Origin of the sequence: Janthinobacterium sp. EB271-G4-7A, from assembly GCF_020858075.1 — a bacterium.
Lineage (GTDB): Bacteria > Pseudomonadota > Gammaproteobacteria > Burkholderiales > Burkholderiaceae_D > Janthinobacterium > Janthinobacterium lividum.
This window is the reverse complement of record NZ_JACYMI010000001.1, coordinates 788,261-801,904: the sequence shown is the minus strand read 5'-3', so window position 1 is coordinate 801,904 and position 13,644 is coordinate 788,261. Positions and strand designations below refer to the sequence as shown.

Here is a 13,644-nt window from a genome sequence, read left to right as displayed (position 1 = left end):
CCGCGCCGTGCACGCGCGCCTATTCCGTCTTGGCGGACCAGCCGCCGCCCATGGCCCGGTACAGGTCGACCGAGGCGACAAGGACGCGCGTCTTCAGTTGCAGCAGCCCCACGTCGGCGCTGTACAGGGTGCGCTGGGCGTCGAGTTCTTCCAGGTACGAGGCGTAGCCATTGCGGTAGCGGTTGTGCGCGATGCGCAGGGTATCGGCAGCGGTGGCGCGGCGCGCCTCGTTTTCCACTGCTTGCTGCCGCAGGCGGTAGATGGCGCCCAGGCTGTTCTCCGTTTCGGCGAAGGCGTTGCGCACCACGTTTTCATACGCGTACACGAGCTGGTCGCGCTGCGCACCGGCCGCATCCGTCTGCGCCTGCACCCTGCCGCCATCGAACAGGGGACCGGCCGCCAGCGCCGTCAAGCGCCACAGGGCGGTGGGCGCATGCAGGAAATCGGTGAGGGTTGTGGCTTGCCCGCCGCCAACGGCCGTCAGCTTGAACGAGGGCAGCAGCTGGTCGCGCGTGGCGGCCAGGCTGGCGTTGGCTGCCGCCAGGTTGTGTTCCGCGCGCGCGATGTCGGGCCGCCGGCGCAGCAATTCGGAAGGCAAGCCGGCAGGCACGCCAGGCGCCGCCAGCTCGGCCAGCGGCAAGCCGCGCGCGATGGGACCGGGATTGCCGCCGACGAGGACGGCCAGCGCGTTTTCCTGTTCGAAGATCTGCCGCTGCAGCTGCGGCACCTGCTCGGCCGCCGCATGGTATTCCGATTGCGCCTGCAGCCATTCCAGACGCGAACTGTAGCCCACCTCGAACTGCTTGCGCGCCAGCTCGCGCGACTGTTCGCGCAGCTGCAGGGTCGATTGCGTCAACGCCAGCTGCGCGTCGAGGCCCCGCAAGTTCAGGTAGCTCGTCGCCACGCTGGCGGCGATCGACAGGGCTGCCGCATCGAGGCTGGCCTGTTCGGCACGGTAGCTCTCGCCCGCTGCATCGCTCAAATTGGCCAGCCGGCCCCACACATCGATTTCATAGCTGGCCTGCAGTTCGGCCTGGAAGACGTTCGTCACATACGGCTTGCCGCTGGACGCCAGGGTGCGCGTGCGCGTCGGCGAGCCATCGAAGGCCAGGCTGGGCGCGCGGTTCGCATCGGCCTGCGCCAGGCGCGCGCGGTATTCCTGCACGCGGGCGCGCGCCACGCGCAAGTCGCCATTGCGCGCCAGCGCCTCGCCCACCAGATCACTTAAAACCGGATCGCCGAACGTCTGCCACCACAGCTGTTCCACCTGTGTACCATGCGCGGACGCTGCGCCGCCCTCGCCTTGCGCGCGCCAGCCGGACGGCAGTTGCAGGGCCGATGCGGGCTGCGGTGGCGCGTTGACGGCGCAGCCCGCCAGCGCCAGCACGCCGGCAATCAGCAGGAGGCGGCGCCTCATGGCTTGGCCTTCGCGGTCGCCTTTTTCGGTGCAGGCGGTGGCGCGGGATTGTCCGCCGAGTCGTTCAGCACGGCGGACGTGTCGACGCTGACCACCACCGACATGCCCGGCACCAGGCGGCGCGCATTCGCCTGGCCCGCATCGATGCGGATGCGCACGGGAATGCGCTGGGCGATTTTGAGGTAGTTGCCCGTCGCATTATCGGCCGGCAGCACGGAAAACTCGGAGCCGGTGGCCGGCGAGATCCGTTCCACCTGGCCCGTCAGCACGGCGCCATCGAGCGCGTCGACGTGGAAGGTGGCGCTCTGCCCTTCCTGCACGCCATTCATTTGCGTTTCCTTGAAATTGGCAATCACCCACATCTGGCGCGGCACCAGCGCCATCAGCTGCGCACCGGAGTTCACATACGCGCCCTGGCGCACCGTCACCTGGCCCAGCTGGCCGTCGGATGGAGCCACGATGCGCGTGTTATCGAGGTCGATCTTCGCCGCCTTGACGGCCGCCTGCGCATTCGCCACGGCCGCTTCCAGCGCCTGCTTGTTGACCACCACGCTATGCACGCTTTGCTGGGCGATGTCGAGATTGGCGCGCGCCTGCGCCAGCGCCGCCGCCATCTGCGCCTGCGCGGCGCGCGACTGGTCGTGTTCGCGCTGCGACAGGGAACCGTCTGCCACCAGCTGCTCCACGCGATTCAGATCGGCGCTGGCCTTGCGCGCCTGCGCTTCCGCATTGGCCATCACGGCCTCGCTGACGGAAATGCCCGCCTGCGCGCTGGCCTTCTGCTGCGCCCAGTTCGACAGCGCCGCCTGCTGCGCGGCCAGCTGGGCCTGCGCCTGTTCGTAGCGCTGCTGGTAAATGCGGTCGTCGATGCGCACCAGCAGCTGGCCTTCCTTGACGTCCATGAAGTCCTGCACCGTCACTTCCACCACATAGCCCGACAGCTGCGTACCGATGATGGTCACCTGGCCCCGCACGGTGGCGTTTTCCGTCGTCACGATGGGGCTGGTGAACGGCGGCAGCCGCCACGCATACAGCACGATCAGCACGCCCACCAGGGCCACGGCGGCAAAGGCCAGCGCGGACAGCCACTGGTGACGCCGGTCCGGCTGCGGCGGCGTGCTGCTTGCCGCAGGCGCCGGGGCAGGTGGCGCAGCGGGTGCTGGTGTTGGTACTGGCGGCGTGGTGTTATTTTCTGTCATTGCTCGGTTCCGAATTGGTAATGGGGACGATGGCCATGGCCGTCTGCGCATCGCGCACGGGGCCGACCAGGCGACGCGCGCCGGTGGTGATGCGGGTCCAGGACTGGCTGACCAGCATCCAGATCAGGGTGGCGATGGCGACGCCGGCGATCATCAAAAAAACATCGTTATAGGCCAGCACATTGGCTTCGCGCGTGGCGATGGCGCCCAGGCGCGCCACGCCCTGGGCGCTGCGCAAGGCAGGGTCCGTCAGCACGCCGCCATAGCTTGCGGCTCCGGACTGCACGCGCGCGGCCACTTGCGGGTCAAGCATGGTGAGATGCTCGACCAGGTAGCTGGAATGGTATTTTTCACGCGCCGTCTGGATGGTGCCGACGATGGCCGCACCAAGCAGGCCGCCCAGGTTCTGCGTCATGGTAAACATCACGGAAAAACTCACCAGGTTGCGCGGTTCGGCGATGACGGCGCCCATGCCGGCCACCATGGTGGGACCGAGGAAATACGTGCCGCCAAAGGCCAGCAGGAACTGGCTGACATACATGTTGACGGGGCGCGTCTGGCTGGTGGCATGCGCGTCGATCAGGGCGCCTGCAGCGATCAGCAGCAGCGCGAACATCAGCGAGCGGTTCAACGTCGCCGGATTGATCGTCAGCGCGCTGACCACCAGGCCCGCCACGCTGCCCAGGAGCACGACGACGAACAGGTTTTGCATCTGGTCCGTGTTCAAGCCCAGCGCCTGCAGGAAGCCGACGGCGCCCGTCGATTCGGACAGCACGATACGAAACAGCAGCACGGACAAGAACAGCTTGGCGATCTTGCCCGTGGTGAGCCAGCGCGTGTTGAGCAGCGGGCGCGCGCGATTATGCTCGATGGCCAGCGAGGCGGCGATCAGCACGATCGAGCATGCCAGGCACACGCCCACCCACTCGGATTCCAGCCACCACGCCGTGCGCCCCTGCGCCAGCACGGCGCACAGCAGGGCCACGCCGGGCGCGAACAGGATGAAGGTGAGAAAATCGAGCGGCTCGAACGTCTGCACCCTGTCGCCGGGCGGCAGTTTCAGGGCCAGCACGCAGCCCAGCGCCAGCAGGGCCAGTCCCAGTTCGAACAGGTACAGGCCATGCCATTCGCCGATCTGCAGCAGTTCGGAAGTGAAGATGCGCGCCAGGGGCAGCGCCAACTGGGCAAAACCGAGGCCCAGCACCACGCCCTTCAGGCGGTGCCGCGCGGGAAACGCCTGCAGGGTGTAGTACAGGCCCAGCACCCCCAGCGCGCCGCCCACCATGCCATGCGCGGCGCGCACGGCGATCGCGGACGGCAAGGTATTCGCATACAAGTGGGCGAAGGTGACGAGCGCATACAACACCAGGAACGCTTCCGTAAACAGGCGCAGGCCGAACTGCTGGCGGAACTTCACCAGCAGCAGATTCATGGAAACGATGGTCATCACGTAGGCAGCCGGCAGCCACTGCATCTGGTAGGCATAGGCAGCCAGCGAACCTTGCAGGTTCAGCAAATTGGCCGTCACCAGGCCGTTGCCCAGTCCCCCCGTCAGCGCGACGATCAGGCCGACGATGAAATACGCGACACGCTTGGGCGTCGAATGTTCGGGCATCGATGGCGACCCGGGCAAGGTCGGGCGTTCGCCCGGCCCCCAGGTGCGAGGTGTGTACTTGTCCATGCAGTAATCGCGATCCGGTTTGCTGAAGCCGTTCCTTGCTGCTGTTCTGCTTCCTTCAAGCAAATAGTTGCAAATGAACAGTTCTAGTCAGCAGCATATCACTGCAGGACGTTTTTATTGTTTACATTGTTGCATGGCGTTGCGCATGCCGCTCAAACAGCGTAGGCAACGGGGCCGGCGGATCCGGCCCCCGTGCGGATGCCGCCACTCACACCCTCGGCGGATCCGTCTCGCGCGCAAACGCCCGGTGCGCGGCCAGCGCCTTTTTAAAGGCCGCCACGGCTTTCACCACGTCGCCGGAAGGCGCGACGATGATGGCGGGGTCCGGCTTGCCATCGGGCAGGGTCACCGGTACGCCAGCTTTGTCCAGCAAGTCCTTGCCGGCGCCGCTGGCCAGCATCGGCTTGCAGTGGCGGTATTGCAGGCGCAGGAAGTCGAGCGCGTTGGCGTCGCTGCCCAGCTGCTGCACGGCGCCCTGGCCGTCGGGAAGCACCACGGCGTCGAACAGCACGGACGGTCCCGCCTCGAGCGAGATTTCCACGTCGAGCGGCGCGCCGCCGCTGGTGTCGACTTTGCCCAGGTGGCTGCCCACGAGGCGCGGCACGGCGCCATCGGCCAGCAGCGAGGCATAGATATTGCGCACTTGCGCGCCATCGCTGCCCGGCCCCACCAGGATGGCCACGCGCAAGGTATGGATACCCGTCTTGCCGGGGCGGAAAAAGAGCGACAGGGCTGGCGATGGCGGATATGCCGGCAGCGGCTCCAGGGAGGCGCGCGGCATGACGGGCGGCAGCGCCAGGCCCAGGCCATCGGCCAGGCGCTGCGCCAGGGTCTCATCGACATTGCGCAGCATGGCGACGATGCGCTGGCGGATCGCCACCGTCTGCACCTTGCTCAGCTCAAAGCGGAACGCATGCACGATATGGTCTTGTTCCACCGGCGTCTGGCTGATCCAGAACAGGCGCGCCTGGCCATAATGCTCGGCGAATTTCTCGGGCTTGCCGCGCACCTTGTCGCCTTCGGCGGAAGCGGGAAAACTGTTGAAACCCTTCGCGCCCGCCTGGAACGGACAGCCGCCCGCCAGCGAGTTCGGCTCATACGCGACCCGGCCCCGGTTGATGGCCTGGCGGTGGATGCCGTCGCGCTGGTTGTTGTGCACGGGCGCCAGCGGCGCATTGATGGGGATTTCATGGAAGTTGGCGCCGCCCAGGCGCGTCAGCTGGGTATCGACATAGGAATGGATGCGCCCCTGCAGCAGCGGGTCGTTGGAGAAATCGATGCCGGGCACGATGTGCGCCGTGCAGAACGCCACCTGCTCCGTCTCGGCGAAAAAATTGTCCGGATTGCGGTTCAAGACCATTTTTCCGACGGGGACAAGAGGGACAAGTTCTTCGGGAATCAGCTTGGTCGGATCGAGCACGTCGAAGGGGAACGCTTCCGCCTGTACTTCCGTGAAGACCTGGAAGGACAACTCGTATTCGGGATACTCGCCGCACTCGATGGCTTCCCACAGGTCGCGCCGGTGGAAGTCGGAATCGGCGCCGCTGATCTTGACGGCTTCGTCCCACACGAGCGAGTGCGTGCCGGCCATGGGCGACCAGTGGAATTTGCAGAACACGGACTGCCCCTTGGCATTCACGAGGCGGAAGGTATGCACGCCGAAGCCCTGCATCATCCGGTAACTGCGCGGGATGGCGCGGTCCGACATGGCCCACATCAGCATGTGCGTGATTTCCGGTGACAGCGAGGCGAAATCCCAGAAGGTGTCGTGCGCGCTGGCCGCCTGCGGCATGCCATTGTGCGGTTCGGGCTTGACCGCATGCACGAGGTCGGGGAATTTCATCGCATCCTGGATGAAGAAGACGGGGATGTTATTGCCGACCAAATCCCAGTTGCCTTCGTCCGTATAAAACTTCACGGCAAAGCCGCGCACGTCGCGCGCCGTATCGGTCGAACCGCGTTCGCCGGCCACCGTGGAAAAGCGCACGAAGACGGGCGTGCGCTTGCCCGCCTTGGCGAACAGCCTGGCGCGCGTATGCTTGCTTTGCTCCTTGTAGCATTCGAAGTAACCGTGGGCGGCCGAACCGCGCGCATGCACGACGCGCTCGGGGATGCGCTCATGGTCGAAATGCGTGAGCTTTTCACGCAGGATGAAATCTTCCATCAGGGTGGGGCCGCGCAAGCCCGCCTTCAGCGAGTTCTGGTTGTCGCCGACGGGCACGCCCTGGTTGGTCGTCAGCACGCAGCCGCTATCGTCGCTACGGGCGCCATCCAGCGAGCTATTCAGCGCATTCTCGCCCAGCGCGGGCTGGCCGTCACCCGTCTTCGGAGAAGATAGCGTTTCGCCCGTGGTGCTGGCCGTGGCCAGCGCTTCGCCGGTCGCTACATGCACGCCTTCGACCGGCGTGCGCGCCGCCTCGCCATACTGGCCATCCTCCTTGGGATTGACGGCCATGGCGGCGGCCAGCTGCTGGCCGGCGGCCGTCTTTTGCAGCAGCGCGCGGGCCACGTCGTTGTCCGCGCCCAGGCTGTGCGGCGCATTGCTGTCGGATGGGCCGGACATGCTGCTCAATACGGAACCCGCACCGTCCGTGGACGGCGTTTTCTTGTTGCTAGCCATTACATCTCCTGTGAGTAATTTGCCCCGGGAAGTAACGCTACAACTCCCTCATTCAGCGCACGAACAGGGCAATCAAAATAATGATGGGAATAGGTATGCCGATCAACCACAACAAAATGGAGCGCATCATCACTCTCCTTTACCGCTTGCTGCTACCTTGTGCGCGTGGGCGCTGGCACGGCCCGCAATGAAGGCAGACCGGGCCAGCGCCCACGACAACGACCTTGCCTGGCTGCGTACAGTTACCTACGCGAACCCAGCAGTTTCGACAGGCCATAACCGGCTGCCGCCGCAATCAGCAAGGACACGGCCGGACGCTCGCGTACATAATCGCGGCCCGTCTCGCCAGCGCGCTGGCAGGCGGCGCCCAATTGCTTGCCGCGCGCCATCAAGGTTTCGGAAGCCTTGTTGACGGTGTCGCTGACCTGGCCGATGCGGTCGCCCACCTGGTCCACGCCGTCATGGGCGCGCGTGGCCACCTTGTCGGCCAGAGGCTGGGCCTGGCTTGCCACCTTGTCGATGGTGCGGTGCAAATCCTGGCGGGTATCCTGGACGGTGCCGTTCAAATCGGAGCTGGTTTTTTCAATCGCGTTCATGATGGTTTCCTTTAACAGTGAATAATTTCAACCATGCTCGATGCCGTGACCGAATCATGATTCTCCTCGCTTCGGGGAAAAAGAAGCGGCTAAACGCTGCCGGGCTGAGCCATATCAAACAGTGGATCAGCGGCAAGCTGTTGGTACTACCTTAACCGCCCCCGCCACGCGCCACCGTGCGCTGCCACACCTTGAGACGCAGACTTAAATGCCTGTTGGAAATAGCAATCCCCGCCGGCCTGGCGGGACGGGCGGGCAAACCATCCGTCATGCATCGTCCCGAAGATACAGCCCACCACGCATAAATGTATGGATTTTTTCAAGGCTTCCGCCCATAATTACGAGAAGCAATACCCATACATAAAACAAAATGCCCCAATCAAAATCCATACAAGAAGAAAGTCAGGCCAGCGCGTGGATCACGCCGTTCGTGCAGCATGGCGGCCCGCGCTACCTGCAGATCGCCGACATGCTCGAGCGCGCGTTGTCCGACGGCAGTCTGCGCCCGGGTGACCGATTGCCGCCACAGCGCCGCCTGGCCGCCCTGTACCAGGTCGACCTGACGACGGTAACGCGCGCCTACGACGAAGCCAAGCGCCGCAACCTGCTGGAGGGACATGGCGCGCGCGGCACCTATGTGGCGGCGCCGAAAGTGGAATTGACGCAGATGCTGGACCTGAGCATGAACATCCCGCCGCCGCCCGTGGGCGTGGATTTCGGCGACTTGCTGAAACAGGGCGTGGCGCAAGTGCTGATGCGCACGGACAGCGATCTGTTGATGAGTTATCACCTGGGCGGCGGCGGCAAGGCCGACCGCGCGGCGGGCGCCGTCTGGCTCGCGCCCATGTTCGGCGACGTCGATGCGGAACATGTGGTGGCCTGTCCCGGCGCGCAGGCGGCGCTGGCGGCGCTGATCTTGACTCTCAGCCGGCCAGGCGACAGCATCCTGACGGAAAGCGCCGTGTACCCCGGCCTGCGCCTGGCGGCGAGCCAGCTGAACCGCAAGGCCATCGTCGTGGAAACGGATGCCGACGGCATGCTGCCCGAAGCGCTGGAAAAGGCGTGCCGCAAGCACCAGGCGCGCCTCGTGTATTTGAACCCGACCCTGCAAAACCCGACAGCGCACACCATGCCGGCCGCGCGCCGCCTGGCCATCACGGAGGTGGTGCAGCGCTGCGGCATGCACATCATCGAGGATGACCCGTACTGGCTGCTGGCGTCCGACGCACCGCCCCCGCTGGCCCATTACGCGCCCGCCCACGTGTCGTATATCGCCACCCTGTCGAAATGCCTGGCGCCGGGCCTGCGCATGGCCTACACCTTGATCGCCGAGGTGCAGCTGCGCGAACGCTTCCTGCAGGCCATGCGCTCGTTTTCCCTGATGGCCACGCCCCTGACGACGGCGCTGACGACGCAATGGATACACGACGGCTCCGCGCACGCGCTGCTGGCCGGCATACGCAGCGAAGCGGACGCGCGCCAGGACGTCATCCGCACGATGTTGACGGGCACCAGCCAGCCGCACAGCAACGGCATCCACGTATGGTATTCACTGCCCAGCTACTGGACCTCGCGCGAACTGGCCGCCACGGCCCGCGCCCAGGGTGTGGCCGTCACGGCCTCGGACGCCTTCTACGACAACCGCCCACCGAATGCCATCCGCATTTCGCTGGGCAGCATCCGCGACCGCGCGCGCCTGGCCAACGCATTAAAGAAATTATCACTGCTGCTGGCGCACAAGCCGGCGCTGCCCCGGGAATTCGTCATTTAACGGCGCAGCCGCGCATCGAGCGAATAACGTCCCGCGCCACTGATGGCAATCGTGCCAAAGACGATGATCAGCAGCCAGCCGAACTGGCCGTCGGCGATGCTCCAGTCCGGGTGCACGAGCAGCATCGACACGCCCAGCAGGAACAGCAATGGCAGGCAGGCCAGGCGCGTCAGCAAGCCGGCGGCGACCAGCAGCGGGCAGAGGATTTCCGCGAACAGGGCGCAGTACAGGGTGACGGCGCGACCAAGGTGCAGCGGGTCGTCGATATGCGCCAGTTCATCGGAGAAGTGCAGCAGTTTGGGCAAACCGTGCACGTGCAGCACCAGCAGCGCGCCCGTCACGCGCGCAAACAGCAAGCCCGCATCGGGCAAGAAGGGGCCGGCCAGCGCCGCCATCCAGTGTTTCTTCATGATTACTCCAGTGGGAAAGCCAGGCGGCGCGGCGCGCCGCTGCCAGCCATCATAGGCAGGCGGGCGCCTGGGCGCGACTGGTCTTTTGGCAGAGGCGCCGGCGCGCGCGAAGGCCTAGACTGGCCGATGCCATTACTGGCTCAGGCCGTAACTGTGGTCCCTCCCCCATCCCCGAAGGAAATGCATCATGTCGAAGAAAATCGAAGCCGAAGAAGTCACATCCCGCCGCAAGCTGCTCGTCAGCGTCGCCGGTGTCGCCGCCGGCGCGGGCCTGCTGGCCGCCGGTGGCGCCAGCGCCGCCGCCAAGCAAGCCGCCAGCACTGCAGTGGCACCGGGCAAGCTCACCGTCAACAGCGTCACCGTCAAGGACGGCACCGTCATCCACTTCAAGGACTGGGGCAGTGGCACGCCCGTCGTCTTCAGCCACGGCTGGCCATTACAGGGCGACGCCTGGGAAGACCAGATGATGTTCCTGGCCAGCCACGGCTACCGCGTGATCGCGCACGACCGCCGCGGCCACGGCCTGTCCAGCCAGCCATGGCAGGGCAATGACATGGATACCTACGCCGACGACCTGGCCACCCTGCTCGACGCGCTCGACATCAAGGGCGCGACCCTGGTCGGCCATTCGACGGGCGGCGGCGAAGTGGCGCGTTATATCGGCCGCCATGGCGAAAAGCGCGTGGCCAAGGCCGTGCTGGTGGGCGCCGTGCCGCCGCAGATGGTCAAGTCGGAGACGAATCCCGGCGGCTTGCCGATGTCCGTCTTCGACGGCATCCGCGCCGGCGTGCTGGCCGACCGTTCGCAATTTTTCAAGGACCTGACGGTGCCGTTCTTCGGCGCCAACCGTCCCGGCAACAAGGTGTCGCAAGGCATGCGTGACACTTTCTGGCTGCAGGGCATGCAATGCGGCATCAAGAACGCCTACGATTGCATCAAGCAGTTTTCCGAGACGGACTTCACGGCCGACCTGAAGAAAATCTCCGTGCCAACGCTGGTGGTGCACGGCGGCGACGACCAGATCGTGCCGATCGACGCTTCCGGCAAGGCCGCGGCCAAGCTCATCAAGAACGCCAGGCTGGTCATCTATGAAGGCGCGCCGCATGGCTTGCCGGCCACCCACAAGGACCGCCTGAACGAAGACTTGCTGGCCTTTATCAAGTCCTGACCGTTCTGCGCTTCCCGCACCGCCGGCCCGCCCGGCGGTGCTACTCTTCCCCGCCGCGCAAAAAAAACCGCCCGCCTCCCCCATTCGTATAACTGCCATGCCTGATGCGCCGTGCATACTTGTTGCAGCGCGGCATACGCCGCAGCGAACGACAGGAGTTCCGCGATGGCCAGCATGCATTATTTCCCTCAGAAGCAAGACCCCGGCCCGGCGCAGGCGCAGCGCATGGGCAGCATGGACGGTATGGGCGAATTTGCCGCATCGGTCGCGCACGAGGTGCGCCAGCCGCTGGCGGCCATCGCGCTCAATGCCGATGCCGCCTTGCGCTGGCTCGATCACGATCCGCCCCGCCTCGACGAGGCACGCGCGGCGCTGGCCCTGGTCGCCAGTGCCGGCAGCCATGCCAGCGCCGTGCTGCGCAGCGTGCATGGCCTGGCCTGCAATTCGCCGGACAGCCACGGTCATTTTGTGGCCGACGACGCCGTGCAAGACCTGCTGCCGCTGTTGCGCGCGCCACTGCAACGCCACGCCATCCATCTGGAAACGCAGCTGGCGCCGGGCCGCCCGCTGCTGCATGCCGACCCGGTGCAATTCCGGCAAGTCATCCTGAACCTGCTGATGAACGCCATCGAGGCTCTGCGCGACACCGGCGGCCGGCCGCGCACGGTGCTGCTGTCTTCGCGCCTGGATGGCAGCGTGCAGCACTTCAGCATTGCCGACAATGGCGCCGGCATCGCGCCGCAGGCGGCCGACCGCCTGTACCACGCCCTGTATTCCAGCAAACCGGACGGCATGGGCATGGGCCTGGCCATCTGCCGCCGCATCCTCGACGCGCATGGCGGCCGCCTGTGGCATGCGCCCGGCGCGCCCCACGGCAGCGTCTTCCACTTCACCTTGCCAGCGCCATGAGCACAACCATGCACACGACCATGCCCCCGGCCGATCCGCCGATTACCCTGCTGATCGCCGACGACCACCCGCTGATCCTGGCCGGCCTGGCCTCGCTGATCGCGTCACTGCCTGGCTTACTCCTGCTGGGCCAGGCCGGCACGGGGAGCGCCGCCGTGGAACTGTACCGGCAACTGCGGCCCGACGTGGTGCTGATGGATTTGAACATGCCGGAAATGCATGGCGTCGAGGCGATCGAGCGCATCTGCGCCGACGACGCGCAAGCGAAGATCGTCATCCTCACCACCTACCAGGGCGAGGACAGCGTGCACCGGGCATTGCGCGCCGGCGCGCGCGGCTACCTGCTGAAGGATTCCGGCTTCCTGCAACTGACGCAGTGTATCCGCCAGGTGGCCGCCGGCAGGCACTACCTGCCGCCGGAACTGGCCGCGCAGCAGGCCGGCCGCATCGAGGCGAACCGCCTGTCGAAACGCGAGCACGACATCCTGCTGCACCTGTCAGCGGGCAAGAGCAACAAGATGATCGCGCGCAGCGCCGGCATCGAGGTGGGCACCGTCAAATTTCATGTGAATAATATTTTGACCAAGCTCAACGTATCAAGCCGCACCGAGGCGGCCACGGTGGCCGCCCGGCGCGGCTTGCTGGGCGCGTTCTAGCTGCCGGGAAAATCAGGCGGCGCTGTCATCCTTCTGCTGCGGCTCGGCCTTTGCCAATGTCGGCTTCGCTTCCACGCCGCTGATCTTCGGCACGCATTCGCTGCGCAGCCACGACACGGTGATGGCTTCTCCCGCCATCAGGCGCTTGACGCCGGGGACGATCTGTTCGCCGATCAGCATGCCCAGCAGGCCGATCAGGGCAATGGCGGGCGGCGCCGGCGAGCGCACCTGCAAGACGGCATAGATAATACCAACCAGCAAACCCACCGCCAGCGAAATCACATATAACTTCATGGCGCATTCCTTTCGATGAAAAAAAACGCCGCGCGCGGTCAGGCGCGCGGCGCATGGCACTGCCGCATGGCGTTTACTTGGCCGGCACCGGCGCCAGGGTGGCGTGTTCGCCATGGATGCGCTGCGGCGCCTTGTGCACCATCGTGTAGGCGTAGTCGACGCCCATGCCGTAGGCGCCCGAATGTTCGCGCACGATGGCCATGACGGCGTCATAGGTTTCCTTGTGCGCCCAGTCGCGCTGCCATTCCAGCAGCACCTGCTGCCACGTCACGGGCACCACGCCGGCCTGGATCATGCGCTGCATGGCGTAGTCGTGCGCTTCCTTCGAAGTGCCGCCGGAAGCGTCGGCCACCATGTAGATTTCGTAGTCGCCTTCGAGCATCGCGCACAGGGCGAAGCTGTTGTTGCACACTTCCGTCCACAGGCCCGAAACGACGACTTTCTTCTTGCCGTTGGCGGCCAGCGCATCGCGCACCTTCTGGTCATCCCACGAGTTCATCGAGCTGCGCTCGAGGATATCCTTGCCGGGGAAGACGTCCAGCAGTTCCGGATAGGTATGGCCGGAGAAGCTTTCCGTTTCGACGGTGGTGATGATGGTGGGGATGTTGAATACCTTGGCGGCCTTGGCCAGGCCCACGGTATTGTTTTTTAGCGCTTGCCGGTCCATCGACTGCACGCCGAACGCCATCTGCGGCTGCTGGTCGATGAAGATGATCTGGCAATTATCGGGGGTGAGGACTTCCAGTTTCGGATTGGTCATGATGTCATCCATGAAGAAAGGGTTGAGTGGGTACTGCCGTGCATCGTATGCCTGGCGGCGTGCCCGCACCACTATCTAAATATAGGCTGGCATGCAGGCTGCCTCCGGGAAATGCCCCCAGCAGGAGGGCGGGCGCTGCGGTAAAATACCTTTTGCTCACCAT

At 65.4% G+C, this 13,644-nt stretch carries 12 protein-coding genes; 4 read left to right on the top strand and 8 right to left on the bottom strand.

The window, feature by feature from the left end; all coding sequences use genetic code 11:
* Nucleotides 1-19 precede the first annotated feature (19 nt).
* From IGS58_RS03725 to IGS58_RS03705, 5 genes are all read right to left on the bottom strand, one after another.
* Nucleotides 20-1,417 carry an efflux transporter outer membrane subunit gene (locus IGS58_RS03725; RefSeq protein WP_230520687.1) on the bottom strand — a complete coding sequence of 466 codons (1,398 nt, stop codon included), beginning with the start codon at nucleotides 1,415-1,417 and terminating at the stop codon, nucleotides 20-22.
* Nucleotides 1,414-2,616 carry an HlyD family secretion protein gene (locus tag IGS58_RS03720; RefSeq protein WP_070254492.1) on the bottom strand — a complete coding sequence of 401 codons (1,203 nt, stop codon included), beginning with the start codon at nucleotides 2,614-2,616 and terminating at the stop codon, nucleotides 1,414-1,416. The genes IGS58_RS03725 and IGS58_RS03720 overlap by 4 nt, the downstream gene beginning before the upstream one ends.
* Nucleotides 2,603-4,297, bottom strand: coding sequence for an MFS transporter (locus IGS58_RS03715; RefSeq protein WP_230520686.1), 1,695 nt, complete (start codon nucleotides 4,295-4,297; stop codon nucleotides 2,603-2,605). Before IGS58_RS03715 ends, IGS58_RS03720 begins: the two co-directional genes overlap by 14 nt.
* 208 nt (nucleotides 4,298-4,505) lie before the next feature.
* Complete coding sequence (locus IGS58_RS03710) at nucleotides 4,506-6,917, bottom strand: catalase (protein WP_329957967.1); 2,412 nt, start codon at nucleotides 6,915-6,917, stop codon at nucleotides 4,506-4,508.
* A 242-nt stretch (nucleotides 6,918-7,159) separates the two neighbouring features.
* Complete coding sequence (locus IGS58_RS03705; protein WP_230520685.1) at nucleotides 7,160-7,513, bottom strand: DUF883 family protein; 354 nt, start codon at nucleotides 7,511-7,513, stop codon at nucleotides 7,160-7,162.
* Nucleotides 7,514-7,883: 370 nt separating this feature from the next.
* Here IGS58_RS03705 and IGS58_RS03700 point away from each other — a divergent pair, with 370 nt between their 5' ends.
* Entirely contained in the window at nucleotides 7,884-9,284 is a 1,401-nt protein-coding gene (locus tag IGS58_RS03700; RefSeq protein WP_070281422.1) for an aminotransferase-like domain-containing protein, read from the top strand.
* Here the strand turns inward: IGS58_RS03700 and IGS58_RS03695 are convergent.
* Nucleotides 9,281-9,694, bottom strand: a complete 414-nt coding sequence (locus IGS58_RS03695; protein ID WP_205412594.1) for a DoxX family protein — start codon at nucleotides 9,692-9,694, stop codon at nucleotides 9,281-9,283. The genes IGS58_RS03700 and IGS58_RS03695 overlap by 4 nt on opposite strands.
* A 187-nt stretch (nucleotides 9,695-9,881) precedes the next feature.
* On the opposite strand from IGS58_RS03695, the gene IGS58_RS03690 reads away from it, so the two are divergent.
* The 3 genes from IGS58_RS03690 (at nucleotide 9,882) to IGS58_RS03680 (ending at nucleotide 12,427) form a co-directional block, all read left to right on the top strand.
* On the top strand, nucleotides 9,882-10,862 hold the full coding sequence (locus IGS58_RS03690; protein ID WP_230520684.1) for an alpha/beta fold hydrolase: 981 nt from the start codon (nucleotides 9,882-9,884) through the stop codon (nucleotides 10,860-10,862).
* Nucleotides 10,863-11,027: 165 nt separating this feature from the next.
* Nucleotides 11,028-11,771 carry a sensor histidine kinase gene (locus IGS58_RS03685; protein ID WP_092608154.1) on the top strand — a complete coding sequence of 248 codons (744 nt, stop codon included), beginning with the start codon at nucleotides 11,028-11,030 and terminating at the stop codon, nucleotides 11,769-11,771.
* Nucleotides 11,768-12,427: a response regulator gene (locus IGS58_RS03680; RefSeq protein ID WP_225317412.1), complete on the top strand. Its 660-nt coding sequence runs from the start codon at nucleotides 11,768-11,770 to the stop codon at nucleotides 12,425-12,427. The genes IGS58_RS03685 and IGS58_RS03680 overlap by 4 nt, the downstream gene beginning before the upstream one ends.
* Before the next feature lie 12 nt (nucleotides 12,428-12,439).
* Here IGS58_RS03680 and IGS58_RS03675 read toward each other — a convergent pair whose 3' ends face one another.
* Both IGS58_RS03675 and IGS58_RS03670 read right to left on the bottom strand, forming a co-directional pair.
* A complete protein-coding gene (locus IGS58_RS03675; protein WP_034786497.1) occupies nucleotides 12,440-12,721 on the bottom strand; it encodes a XapX domain-containing protein in 282 nt (93 codons plus the stop codon).
* 73 nt (nucleotides 12,722-12,794) lie between these two features.
* Nucleotides 12,795-13,481 (bottom strand): hydrolase, encoded by a 687-nt coding sequence (locus IGS58_RS03670; RefSeq protein ID WP_070281851.1) that lies wholly within the window; start codon nucleotides 13,479-13,481, stop codon nucleotides 12,795-12,797.
* Between the last annotated feature and the right edge of the window lie 163 nt (nucleotides 13,482-13,644).